The 22,013-nt window shown below is 68.7% G+C and carries 18 protein-coding genes; 8 read left to right on the forward strand and 10 right to left on the reverse strand.

Translation table 11 applies throughout. The features are described from left to right. Positions 1-181 precede the first annotated feature (181 nt). The 3 genes from ACIRG5_RS42840 (at position 182) to ACIRG5_RS42850 (ending at position 1,500) form a co-directional block, all read left to right on the forward strand. Positions 182-361 (forward strand): CsbD family protein, encoded by a 180-nt coding sequence (locus tag ACIRG5_RS42840; RefSeq protein ID WP_330274177.1) that lies wholly within the window; start codon positions 182-184, stop codon positions 359-361. Continuing rightward, entirely contained in the window at positions 339-974 is a 636-nt protein-coding gene (locus ACIRG5_RS42845; RefSeq protein ID WP_402916237.1) for a UdgX family uracil-DNA binding protein, read from the forward strand. The genes ACIRG5_RS42840 and ACIRG5_RS42845 overlap by 23 nt, the downstream gene beginning before the upstream one ends. A 268-nt stretch (positions 975-1,242) precedes the next feature. Then, a complete protein-coding gene (locus ACIRG5_RS42850; protein ID WP_401041549.1) occupies positions 1,243-1,500 on the forward strand; it encodes a helix-turn-helix domain-containing protein in 258 nt (85 codons plus the stop codon). 328 nt (positions 1,501-1,828) lie between these two features. Here the strand turns inward: ACIRG5_RS42850 and ACIRG5_RS42855 are convergent, their stop codons facing one another. Then, on the reverse strand, positions 1,829-3,007 hold the full coding sequence (locus tag ACIRG5_RS42855) for a cytochrome P450 (RefSeq protein ID WP_402916240.1): 1,179 nt from the start codon (positions 3,005-3,007) through the stop codon (positions 1,829-1,831). A 164-nt stretch (positions 3,008-3,171) separates the two neighbouring features. Here ACIRG5_RS42855 and ACIRG5_RS42860 point away from each other — a divergent pair, with 164 nt between their 5' ends. Both ACIRG5_RS42860 and ACIRG5_RS42865 read left to right on the forward strand, forming a co-directional pair. Further along, on the forward strand, positions 3,172-5,973 hold the full coding sequence (locus ACIRG5_RS42860; protein WP_402916242.1) for a glycosyl hydrolase family 95 catalytic domain-containing protein: 2,802 nt from the start codon (positions 3,172-3,174) through the stop codon (positions 5,971-5,973). After that, positions 5,970-7,958, forward strand: coding sequence for an NPCBM/NEW2 domain-containing protein (locus ACIRG5_RS42865; protein WP_402916244.1), 1,989 nt, complete (start codon positions 5,970-5,972; stop codon positions 7,956-7,958). Before ACIRG5_RS42860 ends, ACIRG5_RS42865 begins: the two co-directional genes overlap by 4 nt. On the opposite strand, the gene ACIRG5_RS42870 is transcribed toward ACIRG5_RS42865, so the two are convergent. Then, a complete protein-coding gene (locus ACIRG5_RS42870) occupies positions 7,912-9,237 on the reverse strand; it encodes an amino acid permease (RefSeq protein ID WP_402916246.1) in 1,326 nt (441 codons plus the stop codon). The genes ACIRG5_RS42865 and ACIRG5_RS42870 overlap by 47 nt on opposite strands. 117 nt (positions 9,238-9,354) lie before the next feature. Here ACIRG5_RS42870 and ACIRG5_RS42875 point away from each other — a divergent pair, with 117 nt between their 5' ends. Beyond that, positions 9,355-9,849, forward strand: a complete 495-nt coding sequence (locus ACIRG5_RS42875; protein WP_402916248.1) for a hypothetical protein — start codon at positions 9,355-9,357, stop codon at positions 9,847-9,849. Here ACIRG5_RS42875 and ACIRG5_RS42880 read toward each other — a convergent pair. From ACIRG5_RS42880 to gabT, 4 genes are all read right to left on the reverse strand, one after another. Continuing rightward, positions 9,824-10,363 carry a CAP family protein gene (locus tag ACIRG5_RS42880; protein WP_402916250.1) on the reverse strand — a complete coding sequence of 180 codons (540 nt, stop codon included), beginning with the start codon at positions 10,361-10,363 and terminating at the stop codon, positions 9,824-9,826. The genes ACIRG5_RS42875 and ACIRG5_RS42880 overlap by 26 nt on opposite strands. A 391-nt stretch (positions 10,364-10,754) precedes the next feature. Beyond that, a complete protein-coding gene (locus tag ACIRG5_RS42885; RefSeq protein ID WP_402916252.1) occupies positions 10,755-11,717 on the reverse strand; it encodes a LacI family DNA-binding transcriptional regulator in 963 nt (320 codons plus the stop codon). A gap of 46 nt (positions 11,718-11,763) precedes the next feature. Next, positions 11,764-13,176, reverse strand: coding sequence for an aldehyde dehydrogenase family protein (locus ACIRG5_RS42890; RefSeq protein WP_402916254.1), 1,413 nt, complete (start codon positions 13,174-13,176; stop codon positions 11,764-11,766). Then, complete coding sequence (gabT, locus tag ACIRG5_RS42895; protein WP_402916256.1) at positions 13,071-14,372, reverse strand: 4-aminobutyrate--2-oxoglutarate transaminase; 1,302 nt, start codon at positions 14,370-14,372, stop codon at positions 13,071-13,073. Before gabT ends, ACIRG5_RS42890 begins: the two co-directional genes overlap by 106 nt. Before the next feature lie 82 nt (positions 14,373-14,454). Here gabT and ACIRG5_RS42900 point away from each other — a divergent pair, with 82 nt between their 5' ends. Further along, complete coding sequence (locus ACIRG5_RS42900) at positions 14,455-15,717, forward strand: PucR family transcriptional regulator (RefSeq protein WP_402916258.1); 1,263 nt, start codon at positions 14,455-14,457, stop codon at positions 15,715-15,717. Here ACIRG5_RS42900 and ACIRG5_RS42905 read toward each other — a convergent pair. Both ACIRG5_RS42905 and ACIRG5_RS42910 read right to left on the reverse strand, forming a co-directional pair. After that, a complete protein-coding gene (locus tag ACIRG5_RS42905; protein ID WP_402916260.1) occupies positions 15,691-16,491 on the reverse strand; it encodes an intradiol ring-cleavage dioxygenase in 801 nt (266 codons plus the stop codon). The two genes, ACIRG5_RS42900 and ACIRG5_RS42905, sit on opposite strands and share 27 nt — an antisense overlap. A 48-nt stretch (positions 16,492-16,539) precedes the next feature. Continuing rightward, on the reverse strand, positions 16,540-17,700 hold the full coding sequence (locus ACIRG5_RS42910) for an FAD-dependent monooxygenase (protein ID WP_402916262.1): 1,161 nt from the start codon (positions 17,698-17,700) through the stop codon (positions 16,540-16,542). A 109-nt stretch (positions 17,701-17,809) separates the two neighbouring features. On the opposite strand from ACIRG5_RS42910, the gene ACIRG5_RS42915 reads away from it, so the two are divergent. Then, positions 17,810-18,271, forward strand: coding sequence for a MarR family winged helix-turn-helix transcriptional regulator (locus ACIRG5_RS42915; RefSeq protein WP_402916264.1), 462 nt, complete (start codon positions 17,810-17,812; stop codon positions 18,269-18,271). Here ACIRG5_RS42915 and ACIRG5_RS42920 read toward each other — a convergent pair. Beyond that, on the reverse strand, positions 18,258-20,636 hold the full coding sequence (locus ACIRG5_RS42920; protein ID WP_402916266.1) for a TIM-barrel domain-containing protein: 2,379 nt from the start codon (positions 20,634-20,636) through the stop codon (positions 18,258-18,260). The genes ACIRG5_RS42915 and ACIRG5_RS42920 overlap by 14 nt on opposite strands. Continuing rightward, entirely contained in the window at positions 20,633-22,009 is a 1,377-nt protein-coding gene (locus ACIRG5_RS42925; protein WP_402916268.1) for a glycoside hydrolase family 28 protein, read from the reverse strand. The genes ACIRG5_RS42920 and ACIRG5_RS42925 overlap by 4 nt, the downstream gene beginning before the upstream one ends. Positions 22,010-22,013 lie beyond the last annotated feature (4 nt).

Below are 22,013 nucleotides of genomic sequence, written 5' to 3' on the forward strand. Positions count from 1 at the left end.
GCTCCTTTCACGTCGTCACGGTCACAGCGGCATGCCGGTGTGACGACGAGCTCTGGAGCTGCATTGCGAAGGGCGGGCACACCCAGGGCAAGCCGTCACATCGGCTTGCGGCTGGGTTCTCAACCGCGAGTGATCACCTTATCAACTGTTTCGATCGGTGCTCGCGGGGTAACCGGGAAGCATGGGTGCCGATGAGAAGTTCAGCAACAAGGCAGACGAACTCAAGGGCCGCGCCAAGGAAGCCGTCGGCGACGCCACAGACAACGAGCAGTGGCAGGCCGAGGGCCGCGCCGAGCGCGCCAAGGCCGACATCAAGCAGGCCGGCGAGAAGGTCAAGGATGCCTTCCGCTCGGACAAGTAAGAGCGCGGGCAAGACGGCGGACGCCGCCCAGTACGTCCCTGAGGGGGCTGACTGGGCGGCGTTGCAGTCTGCGGCCGCGAAGTGCCACGGCTGCGAGCTCTACAAGGACGCCTCACAGACCGTGTTCGGCGAGGGGCCGGTGCCGGCGCGGCTGATGATGGTGGGCGAGTGCCCCGGTGACCACGAGGACACCGAGGGCCACGTGTTCGTCGGGCCTGCCGGACGGTTGCTGGACAAGGCGTTCAAGGCCGCCAGGATCGATCGTTCGAAGACGTACCTGACGAACGCGGTGAAGCACTTCCGGTTCACCGAGCGCGGCAGGCGCAGGATCCATCAGCAGCCTTTGCGAGGTCAGGTCGTGGCCTGCTTCCCGTGGTTGCGGGAGGAGATCCGCGTGGTGAAGCCGCGGCTCGTGGTCGTGCTGGGGGCCGTCGCGGCGAAGGCGGTGCTGGGGCCTTCGTTCAAGCTGACCGAGCACCGCGGTGAGGTGCTGGAGCACGACGGGCTGCGGGTGGGCGTGAAGGTGCACCCGTCGGCGGTCGTGCGGGCCGAGAACTTCAGCGAGGCGTTCGACGCGTTCGTCGCGGATCTGCTGGCGCTGAAGAAGGCCTGAGAACGGGACAACCCCCGGACGACTCCTGCGCGAGCAGGCCGAGCGGGACCAGCGCTCGAAGTCCGGGGGTCGGGTGGCTGCCTGGGTTTACGACAAGGCGTCACCAAAAGGCGGTCCTATCGGACAGCCACCTCACGAGTCCTGTTGCTATACAACTTCGGACCACCTCCTCTCGTGTGTAAGACGAACCTATGTCGGGATCGGCCGGGCTCGCAACGGACTTTTCTCACGCCACCCGGCACGTCTGTTTCGCGTAGAATCCGCACCCATGGTGCGCATCCCACTGACGTCGCTGGAACGGGAGCGCGGCAGGCGGCTCGGGCAGATGCTGCGGGACGCCCGCGGCGAGGAGAGCATGGTCGAGATCGCGGCCCGCGCCGGCCTGTCCGCCGAGACCGTGCGCAAGATCGAGACCGGACGTGCCCCCACGCCGTCGTTCTTCACCATCGCCGCCCTCGCGGGTGCGCTCGGGATCTCACTCGATTCCATCAACGAACTGCTGACTCCGCAAAGTCGATCAGCCTAGATTCGCTCGGTCGTTCGTTGATTCGCTTGGTCGAGTTACCGCTGAAGTCCGAGATGACCGGCGATTGCCTGAACGAACCTCGACTTCGCTTCCTGACCCATGCTCCGGTGGAGCCACCGGCGGCGTCCGCGGCACCGGAAGCGCAGATCAGCAGGGGTGACGTGCTGAAGCGGGCGACGGTGTGGCTGACCGCGAACAACGGCAAGCCGCGACCGTGGGTAACGCGAATCCCAAGGACGGGTCGAACACGACCACCGCCCGCCGACGTTCGGACTGAAGAACACCAAGTACAAGCCCTACCGGCTGAAGAACGTCACCGGCTGATCGTTCACCACGTGACCGGCATGGCCAGCGGACCTCGCATGGCCATGCCGGTCCGCCAGGTCACGTCACCGGCCAGGCGCAGGTCCGGGAACCGTTCGAGCAGCGCTGTCAGCGCGACCTGCACGTCCATCCGCGCCAGTTGCGCGCCGATGCAGTGGTGCGGTCCGTGCCCGAACGCGAGGTGCCCCTTGGCGTTGCGCGTCACGTCGAACCGGTCGGGGTCGGGGAACTGGCGCGGGTCGCGGTTGGCCGCGTGCTTCGCGAGCAGCACGGGTTCGCCCGCGCGCACCGTGCCGCCGCTCAGTTCGACGTCCTCCAGCGCGTACCGGGGCAGGATGTCGGCGATCTCCTGCCCCGGGATCCACCGCAGCAGCTCCTCGACGGCGCCGGGCATCAGTTCCGGGTCGGCGCGCAGCAGGTCGGCCTGGTCCGGGTGCGTGAGCAGGGTGTGCACCGAGTTGGCGATGTGGCTCGCGGTCGAGTCGTAGCCCGCGCCGAGCAGCAACACCGTGATCTGCACCAGTTCTTCCGCGGTGAGCCGGTCGCCTTCCTCCTGCGCCACCACCAGCGCGCTGATCAGGTCGTCCTCCTGGTGCGCGCGGCGCTGGTCGGCGAGGCCCGCGAGGTAGCCCGCCAGTTCACCGAGCTTCGACAGCTTCTCCTCGTCGGTCATCGCCGTGATCGACATGAACGCCTCCGCGAGCGACTGGAAGTGGTCGCGGTCGGCGTACGGCACGCCGAGCAGGTCGCAGACCATCAGTCCTGGCAACGGAATCGCGAACGCGGTCAGGAGATCGGCGGGTGGACCCGCCTTCTCCATCTCGTCCAGCAGGTCGCCGGCCACGCGTTGCGCGGTGGCGCGCAGCTGTTCGACGCGGCGCACGGTGAACGCGTGGGCCAGCAGGCGGCGCAACCGGGTGTGGTCCGGCGGGTCGAGGTCGGTCAGGATCGCGCCGATGCGCGTCGGGCCCATCCGGGGCGTGTCCCGCACGGCCGCCTGCGCCAGGCTGAACCTCGGGTCGCTGAGGGCTAATCGGACGTCGTCGTATCTCGTGAGCAGCCAGCCTTCTTCCCCGTGGGGGAGCTTGACGCGGGCGAGCGGCTCTTCGTCACGCAGCCTGGTGTAGGTGGGGTGCAGGTCGAGCCCGTCCACCGGTCCGAACGGGTAGGAACGCGCGATCATGAGCATCCTCCAAGGGTCCGCGGCCGACCCAGCGTACTTCTGGTAAACGCTTACATCCGAGGCTTGATCGGTCTTGACCGTCTTCTTTGGCGCACCTAGGCTGCCGTCGGACGTACACATCCGATCTTTGGGCGCCGCCGCCAACGGACCTGAAGGGTGCTGGAGTGGAGCTGTCGCGGCGCGGGCTCATGGGCGGGGTGGTGGCGGGAGCGGCGCTCACGGCGTTGCCCGCCGGAGCGGAAGCGGAGACTTCCGGGTGCACGACGAGGATCGACTGGGAGAGGTTCCTCGGCGAGCAGGACCTGGTGTGGCAACGGATTCCGCGTGCCTGGTACGAGGGACCGTTTCTGGGCAACGGGTTTCTCGCTACCGCGGTCTACCGCGAGCCGGGCGCGAACGCCGTCCGGTTCACCGTCGACCACGCGAAGGTGCAGGACCACCGGCCGCAGTTCGGCAACGAGTGGGGCGTGGCGCGGCTGCCGGTCGGACGCCTGCTGCTGACACCGGTCGGCCAGATCACCGGGGTCGACCTGCGGCTCGACCTGTGGAACGCCGAACTGCGCGGCAAGATCGTCACTGACCGCGGTGAGCTGGCGATCAGGCTGTTCGTGCACGCCGAGAAGTCGTTGCTGCACCTGGAAGTTCGTCCCACGAGCGGTGAACGGGCGGTCAAGCTGGAGTTCCAGGCTCTTGACGCGTTGAGCCCGCGCACGATCCGCGAACCACCGCCTGCGACGTTCCCGCTGAATCCCAAACCGGTCAGCCGCACCGTGAACGGGCTGACGCTCGTCACCCAGGAGATGGTCGCGGGCGGTCAGACCGCCACGGCATATCGGACGCGTGAGCGGTACGGCCGTACGGATCTCCTTCTGTCCGTGGAACATTCGTTCCCGGACAGGACCGCGGAAGCCGCGGTCAGGACCGCGATCACCACCGCGCTGGCACCGGAAGTGCTGCGCCAACAGCACCAAAGGTGGTGGCATCGCTTCTACCGCAAGAGTTTCGTGTCAGTGCCGGACGCGTTGATGCAGAGCTTCTACTGGATCCAGCTGTACAAGCTCGCGTCGGGCGCGCGCAGGGAAGCGCCGATCATGCCGACGACCGGGCCGTGGCTGGAGCCGACGCCGTGGCCGTCGGTGTGGTTCAACCTCAACGCACAGCTCGAATACTGGCCGGTGCTCGCGTCGAACCACCTCGAACTCGACCCGATCCCGCGCACGATCTCGCAGCACCAGCAGATCCTCGTGGACGCGCTGCGGCCCGAGTTCCGGGCGGACTCGATGGGGTTGCGACGCAGCACCGACCCGACGTTTCAGGACGCGGGGTTCGTCGGCTCGCCGCTGCACCCCTCGCCGGACCCGGAGATCGGGAACCTGCCGTGGCTGCTGCACAACGCGTGGCTGCACTACCGCCACAGCATGGACGAACGGATCCTGCGCGACACCGTTTTCCCGGTGCTGCGCCGATCCACGAACTACTACCTGCACTTCCTGCGCAAGGGCGACGACGGCAGGCTGCACCTGCTGCCCACCTACTCACCCGAGTACGGCGTCGCGCCGGACTGCAACTACGACCTCGCGTTGCTGCGCTGGTCGTGCCGCACGCTCATCGAGTCCGCGAAGACGCTCAAGATCGAGGACCCGCTGGCCGCGCGCTGGCAGGAGGTGCTGGACCAGCTCGTCGAGTACCCGGTGGACGCGGGCGGGTTCATGATCGGCGCCGGGGTGCCGTTCGCGAAGTCGCACCGGCACTACTCGCACCTGCTGGCCGTCTACCCGCTGCACGAGGTCACCTGGGAGCAGCCGGAACGCCGCGACCTCATCGACCGCTCGCTGAAGCACTGGCTGAGCTTCGAGGGGTCGTTGCGGGGCTTCACCTTCACCGGCGCCGCGTCGATCGCCGCCCAGATGACCAGGGGAGACGACGCACTGGGCTACCTGCGCGAGTTCGTGGCCAGGTTCGCGCAGCCCAACACGACGTACTTCGAGGCGGGACCGGTGATCGAGACGCCACTGAGCGCCGCGAAGTCGTTGCAGGACATGCTGGTCCAGAGCTGGGGCGGGCTGATCCGGATCTTCCCCGCCGTGCCGTCCGGCTGGCGGGACGTCACGATCCACGACACCCGCACCGAGGGCGCGTTCCTGGTCAGTGCGGTGCGGAGGGGCGGCAGGACCCGGTTCGTGCGGGTGCTCAGTGAGGCCGGCCAGCCGTGCCGGGTGCGCACGGGCATCGACGGGCCGCTGATCGTGCGCGGCTGCTCGCGGTGGAGCGTCCGGGACGGCGTGGTCGAGCTGGGGTTGCAGAGGGGCCAGGAAGCTCTGATCCACGCGAAGGGGGAGCGCGACTTCACCATCGCGCCGGTGCGGATCACGTCGCCGGGCAGGCGCTGGGGGCTGCCCGCGTTGCCGCCCGGTGGCAGCGCGGTGCCGGTGGACATCAGCGCGTCGTTCGACAACGACGGGCTGTCCAACGAGTTCACCAGTCGTGACGGGGACTTCGACGGGCTGGGTGACACCTATCCGGCCGCGCAGCTGCCGCAGACCGGGTCCGTCACCGACGACGGCGTCCTGTTCGAGTTCCACAACGGCGACGAGGCCAGCAGGAACAACACCGTCGCCAATGGACAGACGCTCGCCGTTCCCGCGGGGAGGTACGGGAAGCTGCACCTGCTCGCGGCCGCCGACACCGGCAACGTCGAGGCGGACGGCGCGGTGGTGTACGCCGACGGCGCCGTTCCCACTCGGTTCCGTGTGACGGCCTGGCAGCAGCGACCGCAGTTCGGCGAGTCGGAACCCGTTGCGACGACGCTGATGCACACGCCGTCCGGTCCGGTGACCAGACAGGTGTCGATCTTCCACCAGTCCGTCGAACTGGACGCCGCCCGAGAGCTCTCCGCCGTCACCCTGCCCAGGACGAGCGGGCCACGCCTGCACGTCTTCGCGATCACCTTGGAGAAGCCGAAGTGAGATCATTGCTCACCGCGCTGGCGCTGGTCGCAGCGTCCGTGGTCGTCCCCGCACCACCCGCGTCGGCCGTGGATCCGACATTGGCGCTGACGCCGCCGATGGGGTTCAACAACTGGAACACCACCGGCTGCGACATCAACGAGCAGATGATCCGCGACATGGCGGACATCTTCGTGACGAAGGGGCTCAAGGACGCCGGCTACCAGTACGTCAACGTCGACGACTGCTGGGCCGACGCCACCCGCGACCCGGCGACCGGCCGGTTGCGCCACCATCCCGTTCGCTTTCCCAGCGGCATGAAGGCGTTGGCGGACTACATCCACGCGCGCGGCCTCAAGTTCGGCATCTACACCAGCGCTGGTGTTCAGACCTGCGCCAAGACCATGCCCGGTGCGCTGGACCACGAGGAGATCGACGCGCAAACGTTCGCGGACTGGGGTGTCGACTACCTGAAGTACGACAACTGCAACAACGAGGGCCGTCCTGCCCTGGAGCGCTACACGAAGATGCGGGACGCGCTGAGGAAGACCGGCCGCCCGATCGTCTACTCGATCTGCGAGTGGGGCCAGAACAAGCCGTGGGAGTGGGGCAAGGACGTCGGGCACCTGTGGCGCACCACCGGTGACATCAACGACACGTGGTCCAAGACCGTGGAGATCCTCAAGCTCAACGCGCCTCTGGACGCCTATGCCGGGCCGGGGCACTGGAACGACCCGGACATGCTGGAGGTCGGCAACGGCCGGCAGACCACCGTCGAGTACCAGAGCCACTTCGCGCTGTGGTCGATCATGGCGGCGCCGCTGTTGATCGGCGCGGACCTGCGCAAGATCTCGGCCGAGCACTTCGACATCCTGCGCAACGAGGAGATCATCGCGGTCAACCAGGACCGGCTGGGCGTGCAGGGAAAGGTGATCGGGCAGAAGGACGGGCACTGGGTGTTCGTGAAGCCCCTGGCCAACGGGGACAGGGCGGTGGCGCTGTTCAACGAGTCCGAGGTGAACGCGACGATCTCGACTTCGGCGCGTGCGGCGGGGTTGCCCGCGAGCGTCGGGTACACCGTGCGGGATCTGTGGCAGGGCAGGAACTTCCAGTCCGCCGGGCAGATCTCGGCCTCGTTGCCTCCGCACGGCACCGCGATCTTCCGGGTGAAGGCGTCGCAGGACTGGTACCGGCACGAGCCCGCGATCGACACGTCGCTGGACGTCGAGGCCACGGTTCCCGGCATTCCCGGCACGATCACGCCGGCCGGGGAGCCGTTCGTGGCTTCCGTGACGGCGACCAACCAGGCACCGGTTCCGCTGCTGAACGCTTCGACCTCCTTGGTGGCGCCTGCTGACTGGAAGGTCGAGAAGCTCTCGTCCGAACGGGCCGCGGTATTGCTGACCTCGCAGTCGGTGCAGAGCAGGTGGCGGGTCACACCTCCTGCCGGGGTCTTGGCTGGGACGCATGTGGTGCGTGGCTCGTTGGGCGCCACCTGGGTCGGGCACGGCAGGTTGTCGCGGCCCGCGGAGTCCGGGGTGCTCGTGCCCGGTGCCGGGCCGTCAGGGGAGGTGTGGGCCAGCGACGTCGGGTTCACCACCGAGCGCAGCGGGTACGGGCCGGTCGAGCGGGACCGGTCCAACGGCGGCTACGTCGGTGGTGACGGCAAGACGTTGACCATCAACGGGAGGACGTACGCGAAGGGGCTCGGCGCGCACGCTCAAGCCGAGTTGATCCTGTACTTGGGCGGGCGTTGCACGTCGTTCTCGTCTGATGTCGGCATCGACGACGAGCGGGACGTGAACCAGCTCGGGTCGGCGGTCTTCGAGGTCTGGGCGGACGGCACGAAGGTCGCCGACAGCGGGCTTCGGACGTGGCGCGACGACGCGGTGTCGCTGGCGGGTTCCCTGAAGGGTGCCAAGTTCCTGCGGCTGGTGGTCGGCGACGGCGGTGACGGCGTCAGGTTCGATCGAGGAGACTTCGCTGCCGCAAGGCTGACCTGCTGAGCGCGACGGCCGCGATGACGGCGACGAGCACTCCCGTGGACAGGATCTGGCCGCGGGCCTGCTCGTCGCTGAGCATCAGCACGATGATGCCGGCGATCGTCGCGAGTGCCAGCCAGGACAGGTACGGGTAACCCCACATGGGGACCGCCGGGTTCTCGTACGTGCGGCGCAGCCGGATCTGGGAGATCGCGACGAACGCCCAGACGACCAGCAGTGCCGAGCCCACCGCGTTGAGCAGCAGCAGGAACACCGTGTCCGGCCACAGGTAGTTGAGGAGCACGGAGAAGAAACCGAACGCGGTGGAGGCGAGCACCGCGTTGCGCGGGACGCCGTTCTGCTTGGCCAGCAGGGCTTTCGGCGCCTCACCGCGTTCGGCGAGCGAACTGAGCATGCGGGCGGCGCCGTAGAGCGTGGCGTTGATGGCGCTCAGCAGTGCCACGAAGATGACGACGTTCATGATCTGCCCTGCCGCGGGGATGCCGATCCGGTTGAGCACCGCCACGTACGGGCTGGCGCCGACCTCGGAGTCGTTCCAGGGCAGGAGGGTCACGACCACGGCCATCGAGCCGAGGTAGAAGACGAGCAGCCGGGTCATCGACGTCCGGACGGCCTTCTTGACGGCGTGCTTCGGGTCCGCCGCGTCGGCCGCGGCGATCGTGACGACCTCCAGGCCGCCGAACGCGAACACCACCGCCATGAACCCGGCGATGACGCCGCCCCAGCCGTGGGGCAGGAAGTCGTGGAGGTTCTGCGTGCCGGGGGAGTCGACGTTCGGCAGCAGCCCGAAGATGGCAGCCGCCCCCAGCAGGAGGAACAGCACGATCGCGGCGACCTTGAGGCCCGCGAACCAGAACTCGAACTCGCCGAAGTTGCGGACACCGGCGAGGTTCACGGCGGTGAGCGCGGCCATGAAGATCAGCACCCAGGCCCACTGCGGCACCGCGGGCACCCAGCCCGACGCGATCTTGGCCGCGCCGGTCGCCTCCACCGCGAGCACGACGCCGACCGCCGCCCAGTACGTCCAGCCGACCGTGAACCCGGCCCACGGACCGATCGCCTTCTCCGCGTGCACCGAGAACGCGCCGCCACTCGGGTGCTCGGCGGCCATTTCCCCGAGCATGCGCAGGACGAGCAAAGCCAGAATTCCGGCAAGGCCGAATGAGATGAGCACGGCCGGTCCGGCCAGCGCGATGCCCGCGCCCGTCCCGACGAACAGACCCGCTCCGATCACGCCACCCAGCGCGATCATGGTGACATGCCGTTCCCGCAGGTGAGTCACGCTCTCCAGCCCCGTTCGAGTGTGCCGATGGCGGCCCGATAGTGAGTTCATGGCGGCGGAGAGTCAAATCGTGTGATCGGAGTTACACCGTACTGAAACAGAGTGAGGGTGAGATCGATGAACTCGCCTAAGGGAGTACTGCCGTCCGGAGTTCTGCCGCAGCTCGACACGTTCTCCGGCGCGCTGGAGCGTTACTCGAGCTGGGGGTGGCTCGTGCTGCGGTCGGAGAACCGGTTGCTGCTGACCACCGACCACACCGTGTCCGCCGTGGAGATGGCGGCCGGGATCGGCGGGGAGGTGCAGCACTACCTGTCCGTGCGGATGCTCGGCGGGCCGGTGGTGGTGTTGCCGTCCGCGTCCGCGGCTGCCGGGCGGTGGCTCATCCTCACCGAGTCCGCTGATGAGGCTTCGCAGGTGAACTTGATCCGGTTGCGGGCTCGTGGGGCGTTGACCCACCGGCTGGGGACCCTGGTGCCGTTGCCGCCCTCGCGGATCGACGGGGGCGGGGTCCGGTGGCTGGGCGACGTGCCGGCGTCCCGGCCGTTCCTGCCGCCGTTCTCGGCCGTGGTGGCGGCGTTGCGGGCCGTCACGGAGACAGCCGGGCTGCGCTGACGGGCGGGAGGACGTTCGCCGTGAAGTGGTTGAGGGTGTTGCCGCGCTCGGCGAAGTTCACGACCACGTAGGTGCCGTTGCGGCCCTGCGCCAGGCCCACGCCCACGCGGTCTGACGCCTTCCAGACCATCGCGGTGAAGTGCAGGACGCCGTAGTCGACGTTCGACTGCGTCATCTCTTTGTCGTAGTCGTAGCGGCGCGATTCGGCATACCAGTCTTCCAGGGCTTTCACGATCACTGAATCGATTGCCCTGCGGCCACCGGTCTCGTACAGGTTCTCGCCGTAGACGTTGTCCGGGCGGTGTTCGAAACTGTTTGCCGCGTGCAGGTGATCGGCCCATTCTTGCGCCGTTCTTGACACTTCGGAATCGAGGGAGAAAGGCGGCACGCCGTGCTTTGCGCGGTAGAAGTTCATGAGTTCCACCGCCGTGGAAACGGGGTCGGCGGCCACCGACGGGGTGGTCGGCAGGACCAGGGCTGCCGCCACGGCGATTACGGTGAGCATCGATCGCATGACTGGTTTGTCCCCCAAACGGTGTATGGAAGGCAATAGTCCGGGGCGAATCCGTCGTCTTGATACGCGTTGTGTAGTCGTGCTGTAGCCTTGGTGTGTGATGCGGGTCACGGGTGGACCAGATGTCGGGGGATACCCCTACGACCCCCTTGCGTTACCGCCGACTACCCCGGTTGCGATGCAAATTCACTCCACAGGACGCGGCTGAGGCTCTACGGTTTGTGATGTCGAACACCAACGTGAGGAGCTGGACATGGATGGCTACGAAATTCTCGCCGACGAGGATGGCCACGTTCGCGGGTACGACTAGAACTCACTCCGCCGGCCGCGTGAGGGAGTCACCCCGAAGCGACTCCCTCACGGCCTGAGTGGTTAGTGGGCCGTTGTTCGGTCAGGACCGGGAATGTGCTCTGGCCGTGCTCGCGCGGATCACCAGCGTCGTCGGAAGTTCCCGGTGCTCGGGCTGTCCGCCGTCCAGCAGGGTGGCGAGGAGGTCCACGGCGACCTCGCCCGCGGCCTCGGTCGGCATGTGGACGGTCGTCAGCGCTGGGGAGCACATCGTGGCGTACAGGATGTCGTCGAAGCCGGTCACGCTGATCTGCTCCGGCACCTTGACGCCGTGCTCCGCGAGGTAGGCGAGCGCGCCCAGCGCGATCAGGTCGTTGTAGGCGATGAACGCCGTCGCGCCGGTCCTGAGCGCCTGCTCGGCGGCCGCGTAGCCCCCGTCGAAGTTCGGGTCGAACGAGCCGAGCAACTGTGCCCGGCCGCCCAAGCCCTGCATCCTGCGGTTGTTCGACCACGCCGCCGCGGGGCCGCCCAGGTAGACGTAGTCACTGTGACCCAGCGACTCCAGGTGCGCGACCACCTGCTCCATGCCGTCGGCGCTGTCCATCAGGACGGACGAGACGCCCGGCACGATGCGGTTGATCAGAACCAGCGGTGTCACCGCGGCCAGGTCGATGATCGTCTCGTCGGACAGCAGTGACGCGCACAGCACCACGCCGTCCACCTGTGACGCCATCGTGCGGACCAGTTCGGCCTCGGTCTCGGGGTCCTCCCTGCTGTCGCAGAAGAACACCGAGGTGCCCGCCTCGCCCGCCTTCGTCTGCACGCCCCGCAGGACGGACGGGAAGAACGGGTTGAGGAGGTCGGGCACCACCACGGCGAGGTTGCCGGTGCGGCCGGTGATCAGACTCCTCGCCGCCCGGTTCGGCTGGTAGCCGAGCCCGGCGACGACGTCCAGAACCCGTTGCCGGGTCGCGTCCTTGACCAGGCCCGGCGCGCTCAGCGCACGCGAGACGGTCGAGACGGAGACCTGAGCCTGGCGAGCGACATCCCTGATCGTGACGGCCACGCGCAAATCATCGCAGTCAAGGTCAAGAGCGACCGATCATCGCCGGTCACAGCTCCAGACCGGTCAGGACCAGCACGCGCTGTTCGGTGAGGTCGTCCATGGCCGCGCGCAGACCCTCGCGGCCGATGCCGGACTCCTTCACGCCGCCGTACGGCATCTGGTCCGCGCGGTAGCTCGGCACGTCGCCCACGATCACGCCACCGACCTGGAGCCGTTGCGCGGCACGGAAAGCGAGCCGCACGTCCGTGGTGAACAGGCCCGCCTGCAGGCCGTACCGGGAACTGTTGACGCGGTCGAACGCCTCCTCGACGCTGTCCACCCGCGTCAGCGTCACGACCGGGCCGAACACCTCCTCGGCGTTGACCTTCGAGTCCTCCGGCACGTCCGTCAGCACGGTCGGCGCGTAGGTGCGGCCGTCCCGAGTGCCGCCGGTCAGGACCGTGGCACCGGCTTCCCGGACCCACGACTCGACTCGGTCCGCGGCGGCGTCGTTGATCAACGGGCCGACGTCGCCTGCCACGTCGAGCTTGTTCACGTGCTGCACAACGGCTTCCGAGACCGCGTCGTACACGTCGGTGTGCACGTAGACGCGCTGCACCGAGATGCACGACTGGCCCGCCTGGTACATCGCGAACGTGGCGATGCGCTGCGCCGCGAACTCGACGTCCCGCCAGTCCGGCGCGACGATCGCGGCCGCGTTGCCGCCGAGCTCCAGCGTCACGTGCTTGCGCGGCACGCGGTCCTTGATGCCCCAGCCGACCGGGCCGGAACCGGTGAACGAGACGACCGGCAGGCGCGGGTCCTCGACCAGCGCGGCGGTGTCCTCATTGGACAGGTGCAGGATCGAGAAGGCGCCCTCGGGCAGGTCGGTCTCGGCCAGCAGCTCGCCGAGCAGGAACGCGACCTTCGGGGTGGCGGGTGCCGGCTTCAGCACGATCGGCGCGCCCACCGCGATGGCGGGGGCGACCTTGTGCGCCACCAGGTTCAGCGGGAAGTTGAACGGCGCGATGCCCAGCACCGGACCGCGCGGCACCCGGCGGACCAGCGCGAGGCGGCCCTCGGCGGACGGGTCGGTGTCGAGGCGCTGCAGCTCACCGGAGAACCGGCGGGCCTCCTCGGAAGCCCAGCGGAACGTGGAGGTCGCGCGGGTCACCTCGACGCGGGCCCACTTCAGCGGCTTGCCGGAGTCGTCGTTGATGGCCTGCGCGAACTCCTCGGCGCGTTCGGCCAGCCGCCGCGACACGTGGTCCAGCGCGGCCGCACGGCGGTGCGCGGCCAGCGCGGCCAGTTCGGGGGCGGCGGCGGCGGCCTTGGCGACCGCGTTCTCGACGTCTTCGGAAGTGTGAAATTCGATCATGCGAGCAGGGCTCCTTCGAGCACGTCGAGTCCTTCGGCGAGCAGGTCGTCCGGAATGACCAGCGGGGGCAGCAGGCGGATCACGTTGCCGTAAGTGCCGCACGTCAGCACGACGACACCCTGTTCGTGGCACGCCTTGGCGACGCGAGCAGCGACGTCGGGCGTGCGTTCGGTGAACTCGACGGCGAGCATCGCGCCACGGCCGCGGATGTCCGCGATGATGTCGGTCTTCTCCGCGATCGCCCTGAGCCTGGTCAGCACGGTCTCCTCGATGCGGCGGGCGGCGGCGTTCAGGTCGCGCTCGCGCATCGTGCGGATGGCGCCCAGAGCCGCCGCACACGCCACCGGGTTGCCGCCGTAGGTGCCGCCGAGGCCGCCGACGTGCACGGCGTCCATGATCTCGGCGCGACCCGTGACGGCGGCGAGCGGCAGGCCGCCCGCGATGCCCTTGGCCGTGGTGATCAGGTCCGGCACGACACCCTCGTGGTCGAGCGCGAACCACGAACCGGTGCGGCAGAAGCCCGTCTGGATCTCGTCGGCCACGAACAGGACGCCGCGCTCACGGCACCATTCGGCGATCGCGGGCAGGAAACCTTCAGCGGGGGCGATGAACCCGCCCTCGCCCTGGATCGGCTCGATCACGACGGCGGCGGTGTTGTCCGCGCCGACCTGCTTCTCGATCGCGGCGATGGCCTTCTGCGCCGCTTCGGGGCCGGTCAGGCCGTCGTGCAGCGGGTAGGACGCCGACACGCGGTAGACCTCGGGCGCGAACGGGCCGAACCGGTGCTTGTACGGCATGTTCTTGGCGGTCAACGCCATCGTGAGGTTCGTGCGGCCGTGGTAGCCGTGGTCGAACACCACGACGGCCTGCCTGCCGGTGACGTGCCGAGCGATCTTGACCGCGTTCTCGACGGCCTCGGCGCCGGAGTTGAACAGCACCGACCGCTTCTCGTGGTCGCCGGGCGTGAGCTCGTTGAGCGCCTCGCAGACGTCGAGGTAGCTCTTGTACGGCGTGATCATGAAGCAGGTGTGGCTGAACCTGTCGATCTGCGCGTGCACCGCCTCGGCGACGGCGGGCGCGGGGTTGCCCACGTTCGTGACGGCGATGCCGGAGCCGAGGTCGATGAGCTGATTGCCGTCGACGTCGATCAGCAGGCCGTCGTCCGCGGAGTCGATGTAGACGGGCAGCGTCGAGCCCACGCCGGCGGCGACGGCGTCCTTGCGCCGCGCCTGGAGCTCCAGCGATTGGGGACCGGGGATCGCGGTGACCAGCCGGTTCTTGGGCAGCAGTCGGGTCATGTTCCCCAGCATGGCCCTGGTCAGCGCGCTGCGCAGTGCCTGAAATGGCCATCTGTGGGGGTCGGGATGTACAAAGTGGCACATGCCCATCACGCTGCGGGAACTGGCGGGGAAGCTGGCGTTGCCGGTGCTGGCCGGGGACGTGTCAAGGCCGGTCGGGTGGGTGCACGGGACGGAACTGGAGGATCCGACGCCGTTCCTGGAGGGCGGCGAGCTGCTGCTGACGACGGGTCTCCACGCGCTGCGGGACGGCTACGTCGAACGGCTGGTGCGCGCGGGGGTCGTCGGGCTCGGTTTCGGCACCGGGCTGAGCCACGACGTCGTGCCGTCCTCGCTGGTGGAGGCTGCGGCGAAGGCGGCCCTGGGCCTGGTCGAGGTGCCGCGCGAGGTGCCGTTCATCGCCATCAGCAAGGCGGTGTCGAAAGCGCTCGCCGCCGACGAGTACGCCGCCCTGAGCCGCACCAGCGAGGCCCAGCGCGCGCTCACCAGAGCCGCGGTCCGGGCCGGTGTCGGGGGAGTGGTGCGCAGGCTCGGCCAGTGGATCGACGGCTGGGTCGTGCTCCTCGACGCGGCCGGCGAGCCCGTGCACGCCCACAACCCTCGTCTCGTCCCGGACCTGACCGCCGAGCTCGCCCGACTGAAGACCGCGGGTGGCCTGGCCAGCGCCGCGTTCGAGCTCGACGGCGTGCACGTGTTCCTCCAGGCCCTCGGCAGCCGCGCCCGAGGCGTTCTGGCGGTCGGCACCGCCAGACCGGATCCGGGCATCGTCAACACGGCGGCGTCGCTGCTCGTCCTCGCGCTCGCCCAGCACGACTCCGTCGACGCGGCGAGGCGGGAGCTTCGCGCCGGCCAGTTCCGGATGCTGCTGGCCGGGCTGCCGATCGACGGACTGCCCACACGGTTCCGGGTGTTCCTCGCCGGCGAACCACCGGACGACACCGTGTTCTGGGCCGCAGTGGACGGTGACATCGTTGTGCTCGCCGACGAGTTCGACGGCGTCGCTTCGTCCGAAGTGGACCAGAGCGGTGTCGCGCGCGGCTACCGCGAGGCCCAGCAGGCACGTCGAGCGGGTGTGCGGACGTTCGAGGACCTCGCCGGCAGCCTGAAGGTCCCGGACGGGTTCGCGGACGCGTTGCTCAGGCCGCTCGACGCCGAGACCCGCGAGACGCTGCGGGTCTGGCTGACCCACCACGGTGCCTGGGACCCGGCGGCGACGGAGATGGGCGTGCACCGGCACACGCTGCGCAACCGGGTGCGCAAGGCCGAGCAGGCTCTCGGCCGCTCGCTCGACTCGCCCGGCCTGCGCGCGGAACTGTGGCTAGCCCTCCACCGCGAAGGTCAGTGAGGCGGTGTAGCCGGACGCGACGTCGCCCGACACGGTCGCCATCTGGTGGTCGACGCCGTCGCGGAACACCATGTCCTGCTTCAGGGACGTCCGCGCCATGTTCTGCACGCTCTGCGTGTAACCGGTCGTGCCGTAGACCTCCTTGCACGTCGTCTCGGGCAACGCGAGCTGCGAGGTCGTGATCTTGTTGCCGGCCTTGGTCGCCTCGGCCAGGCTCGGGTAGACCTCGAAGTGGATGTGCGGCCAGCGCCCCGCGTACGCGCCGGGGAAGACGCTGACGAACTTCAGCTTCCCGCTGGAGTCGGCCTCCTGGACGCCGCGCAGGAAGTTCTCGTTCTTCACGCGGTCCGAGTACATCGAGTAGTCGCCGTTGATGTCGCAGTGCCACAGGTAGACGGCGGCGCCCGCGAACGGCTTGCCTTCGTCGTTCTGGACCGTCAGGTCGATGGTGAGCTGCACGCCCTCGGCCGTGCGGGTCGAGGAACCGAAGCTGGACCGGATGTCCGACCGCACGATTCCGCTCTGCGTCAACGCGTTCGGGCCGTTGGAACCGTCGCCGGGGTACGGGCCCGCTGTCTCCTCGGGGATCGGTTCCAGCGGCGAACCGTCCGCAGTGGTGGACGAGCCGGCGGTGGTGGTGGAGGTCGCGGTGGTGGTCGACGGGGCGCAGGCCACGAGCGTGAGGCCTGCGCCGCCGAGCAGCGACAACGCCCGCCGGCGCCCGAAGAGCGTGGCGAGGTCGAACTGGAGGCCGCGGTCGTGGTTGTCCGTCATGCGACCCAGATTGCGGCCGGATCCTGTGAGCCGCCTGTGGAAGAGCTGTCACGGAGATAGCAGCGGGAACTCCGGGAGGGTCAGCGCCGAGTGCTCGGGCCGGGCGGGCGCAGCGGGGATCGTCTCGCGGAAGCACAGGGCGGCGTTGCGTGCGGCCAGTGCCTCGGTGGTGCCGGGGAACAGTTCCGCGTTGCCCACGTCCACCAGGCCCTGGTTCGCCTCCACGAACGGCCGGATCGTGCGTTCGTACGCCCCGAAGTCGCTCATGTTGCCCGCCAGCACGTACGCGCCGACGAGCGCGAGGCTCGATCCCTGCCCCGTGAGGAACGACGGGGCGTACGCGGCGTCACCGACGAGAGCGACGCGGCCGGACGACCAGTGCGGCATGCGGATCTGGCTGACCGTGTCGAAGAACAGGTCGTCCGCCTCGTGCATCGCCTTGACCATCCCAGGAACCTCCCAGCCGTCGTCGGTGAACACCGACGCCACGAGATCGCGCTGGGCCTGCGGATCGCGGAACGCACCGAACGGAGCCTCAGGGCGCGTGAAGCTCAGGAACCCGTGCACGCTCTCGTTCGACCCCACCGCGTACAGCGCGGCGGCGCGGCCGGGCTCGTTCCACATCAACGCTTCCCGCCGGAGGCCGAGGTGGTTGGGCAGCGTGAAGCCCGCGAAGCAGTAGCCGAGGTAGCGGTGGAACTGCTCCTCCGGGCCGAACGTCAGCGCCCGCACCGTCGAGTGGAGCCCGTCAGCGCCGATGACGTGGTCGTAGGTGCGTTGAAGGCCGCTGCGGAACGTCACGTCCACGCCACCGGAGTGCTCGTTCATGGTGACGATGGTGTTGTCGAAGAGGAACTCCACGTCGTCGCGCACGGTGTCGTAGAGGATCTCGGCGAGGTCGCCGCGCCGCACCTCCAGGTCGGTGCCGTCGCCACCGGTGAGCGACTCCGGGCGGAGCGACGCGATGCGGCTGCCGTCGGCGTCGAGGAACGTGATCTGGCGGGTGTCGACGTGGGCCTCGCGCAGACGGGGGAGCAGGCCCATGCGGTCGACCACCTCTAACGCGGTGCCGCGGATGTCGATCGGGTAGCCACCGCCGCGCAGGGCGTGGGACTTCTCCACGACGGTGACGTCGAAGCCGTTCCGGCGCAGCCAGAACGCGAGCGCGGGGCCCGCGATGCTGGCGCCGGAGATCAGGACTGAGCTCATGATTCCTCCAGATAACTGACTTAGGTATCCTTTTTCAGGCCGCGATGATCGCTACGGTTGCCTGCGACTGAGGCAAGTATATACCTAAGTTAGGTAAGTAAGGTGTGAGATGAGCGAGGCCCTGGACCCTGTGGCACTGCTGCCGCGCCTGATGCAACTGGGCACCGTGCTCAACCGCAGCCAACTGGTCGAACGGGGGATGGAGCACGTCGGCCTCCCGATCGACCGGCCCGGCCTGACCGTGCTCATCACCCTGCGCATGGCCGGGCAGCCGTTGCGGGTGGGGGAGATCGCCGCACGGATGCAGGTCGTCGGCCCGCACGTCACGAGGCACCTGCACGACCTGGAGCGCGCCGGGCTGGTGCGTCGCGTCGTCGACCCGGACGACCAGCGCGCACGCCTGGTGGAGCTGACGGAGACAGGCGCCGCGGCGGCCGGGCGCTACCTGGAGGCCGTCCTCGGCTGGCTCACCGGCGCGGTCGCCGACTGGTCCGAGGAGGACCAGCAGACGCTCGGCCGGCTGCTCAGCCGGTTCGTGGACGACCTCCAGGCACACCTCAGCCGAGAGTGAGCAGCACGGTGCTGGAGCCGTGTCGGGGCTGAAGCTTCAGCACCGTGCCACCGAACGTGCCGGGCGCCGAGGAGACAGCCGCCCAGCCCGTCGCCCTGCCGCGCAGATCCTCGACGGTCGAGGCCCGCACCGGTTTGCCGTCGATCACCACGCGTTGCACGTTCGCCGGCACCATCAGCTGCGACTCGCCCGGAGCGTTTCGCAGCGTCACGAGGACGTGCTTGCCGAACGAGTCGACCCGCAGGCCGCCGAACGTCCCGTTTGCTGTGGGCGACACGAGCCAGCCCGCGCGGTCGCGCCGGTCCAGGTCGTTGACGTCCCAGGCCTTCGACCAGACGTCCGGCGTGCGGAAGTTGAACGGCATGGCTGCGGAAGCCCGCAGGTACAGCGGGAACTCGTCCAAAGTGGACTCCCGTGTGATCGTCCTGCCACCGGTCACCCGCGCTCCGGAGAACAGGTCGATCCACTCACCTCGGGGCAGCCAGACGTCGACCGGCGTCGGTTCGCCTGCCGCCCCGTCGGTTTCGGCGCGATCGGCGGTCACCGGTGCCGCGAGCAGGTCCGGACCGACCATGAACTGCTGGTCGGCTTTCCACGCCGCCTCCTCGCCGGGGTAGCGGAACGCCATGGGCTGTGTGATCGGCGTGCCGTCCAGGGAAGCGCGAACCGCCTGCGCGTACAGGTACGGGAACAGCTCGTAGTGCAGGACGGCCGCTCGCTTGAACCGCTCGAACGTCGCCGCGTCGTACAGCCACGGCGTCGAGTTCCGGCCGGAGCTGCCGACCTGGAAGACCGGCGTCACCGCGGACTGCTGCGCCCACCGCACGAACAGCGACTCCGACGGCCCGCCGCCGAGGTTGCGGTAACCGCCGATGTCCGAGCCGTGCACGGGGTGGCCGGAGATCCACGAGTTGATGCCGCGCCGGGTCGTGAGCCGCAGGCCGTCGAAGCTCATGTCGGCGTCGGCCTGCCAGAACCCGTGCAGGATCGCGGGCATCCCGTCGCCGCCCGCGCGGAACAACGTCGTGTAGTCGTCCCCGTGCACCTTCCGCAGCATCTTCACCACGGATTCCGCGTACAGCAACGGATACTCGTTGTGGATCAGCGTGCCGGGACCGCCGGCGAACGTCGTCTCCTCGAAGTTGTGCTCCTCACCGCGATCGCCCTTCACGAAGTTCACGCCCATCCGGAACACGGCTTCCAGCTTCGCCTCGTAGTGAGCGCGCGCGACGGGGTTCGTGAGGTCGATGTCCCACACGTTCGTGCGATCCGACTGGGCGAAGGACCCCTCGGGATAGTCGTGCGGGCATGTCCTGCCGTCCGAGGCCTTGCTCAGGAACGGCGCCACCCACACGCCCATGTTCACGCCACGCGACCGCATCCAGTCGATCGTGCCCTGCGCGTCCGGGTACATGGTCTTGTCGAACTTCAGCGCGCCGATGCACGCGTAGGTCGGCCGGGCGCCCTCCGGACCCTGCTCCCACGGGTTGTCGACCCACAGCGTGTCCAGCGGGACGCCGCGCGCCTGGAACTGCGTGACGTCCTCGACGACCTCGTCGGAGTGGTTGTACTTGTCACGCCACTTGGTCAGCGCGAACTGGCGAGCCGGCGGCAGCGTGGGCGTGCCGACGCGCTTGAAGTAGGCGCTGTTGACCTGTGCCGGTGAGCCCGAATAGACCTCGTAGTCGAGGCGGGAGGTCTTGAAGCACAACTGAATCCGGTCCGACACGCCGAACGTCACCGGGCAGGGCGCCGGCTTGTCCGCGCAGTGGTCGTCGGCCAGGGCACCGGGGAACGCCGTCCTGCCGATCGCACGGGTGTCGGCGTAGACGCCATAGCCCGCGCTGGACATGAAGAACGTCGAGGGCGCGCCGTTCTTGTTGCACTTGCCGAACGTGGAGGCGCCGACGAACACGGCCTTGTTCAGCAGCACACGTCGTTGCAGGTCGACGAACATCGTGTGCGCGCCGCCGCCGAGGAAGTGCTCCTCCATCGAGCCGGTCAGGTTGGCCGACACCTGCGCGACTCCGGTCGACGGCTCCAGCGTCCAGCCGACGCGCAGGCCCCGCCCGGTCCGCGTCACGACCACGTCCGCCGTCCGTGCGGCCTCGGTGGTCGCCACGACGTAGCGCACGCCGCCCGGAACCCGTTTCTGGGCGACGACCTTCGTCAACGAGTGCTGCGTGCCGTCGGCGAGGCGGTAGAACGTCTCGCGCTGGCCGGTCAGCGCGCGCCCGCCGTCCTGGAAGTCCAGCGAGAACGGGCTGTTCACGGCCTTCCACGTCAGGCCTGTGCCGGCCATCGCGACCGGTGCGCCGGCCGAGAGGCCGGCTGCCACCAGGAGAAGTGCGAGCAGGTGTCTCACGCCGGCACCACCCCGTTGATCGTGGTGTTGCGGAACACCAGGTCGTCGGTGTGTTCGATCAGGTTCGGTTCGGTGATCGCGGTGAACGTCGAGTGGGTGATCCGGACGTTCCTGATGTGCTGCTGCGGGAAGCCGCGGAAGGTCGCCGCGACCCGGCCGCCGTTGATCCGCATCCGGTCGATCGTGAGGTTGCCGATCCGCGGGAAGAAGCCCTTCGTGCCGCCGTTCTGGTAGTACATCGACACGAACAGGATCTCGCGCTCGACGTTCTGCCCGAAGACGTTGCGCAGGTGCACGCCGTCGATCACGCCGCCGCGGTCCTGGTTGGTCTTGACGTAGAGGGCGTGCTTGATCGGGTACCGGCCGGGGAAGTCCGGCGCGTTGATCTCGCAGTCGCGGCAGAAGACTCGAGACACACCACCGGACATCTCGCTGCCGATCGTGATCCCACCCCACCGGCCGGAGAACTTGCAACGCTCCACCACGACGTGCGTGGACGGGATGCCGACGCGTCGCCCGTCGGCGTCCCGGCCTGACTTCAGCACGACGCAGTCGTCGTTGGTGTTGAACTTCGAATCGTGCACGTGCGCGTAGGACGACGAGTCGAGATCCACGCCGTCGCCTTGCGAGTTCGTGGAGTAGATCTCGATCCGGCGCACGGTGATGTTGCGGGAGAACACGAAGTGCAGCGACCACATCGCCGGGTTGCGGATCAGCACGTCCTCGACCAGCAGGTTCTGGCAGCGGAAGAACTGGATCATGTTCGGTCGCATGTTCCTGCCCGGCCCCATGATCCGCTGCTCGACCGGGACGCCGTCCTCGCCCCACTGCCGCAGCAACGTCGTCGAGCCCGCGCCCCAACCGGCCCACCTGCCGTTCACCGCGTCGCCGTCGAGGGTGCCGCCACCGGTGATGGCGATGTTCTTCTGCTCGAACGCGTAGATGAACGGCTGGTAGTTGTGGCAGAGCGTGCCCTCCCAGCGGGTGAGCACGAGCGGCAGGTAGTCGTCGGGGTCGGTGGAGAACCTGACGGTGGCGCCTGCCGAGACGTGCAGATCCACGTTGGACAGCAGCCGGATGCCGCCGGTGAGGAACGTGCCCGCGGGCACCACGACACGTCCGCCGCCGGCGCGATGGCACGCGGTGATCGCGCGCTGGAACGCCTCGGTGTTCTTGGTGAGGCCGTCACCCTTCGCACCGAACGCGGTGACGTCGTAGTCCTTCCCGCGGAAACGGGGAGGGCAGATCCGTGCCAGGATCATCGGCACCTCGTGCCAGGGGTCCGCGGCCGCTCCGGCGACCCCGGTGGGCAGCAGGAGACCGGCGGCGGTCAGGCCGGAGGCACGTGCGAAATCACGACGTGACAAGGACACGGGT

Origin of the sequence: Lentzea sp. NPDC102401, assembly GCF_044765805.1 — a bacterium.
GTDB classification, from domain to species: domain Bacteria; phylum Actinomycetota; class Actinomycetes; order Mycobacteriales; family Pseudonocardiaceae; genus Lentzea; species Lentzea sokolovensis.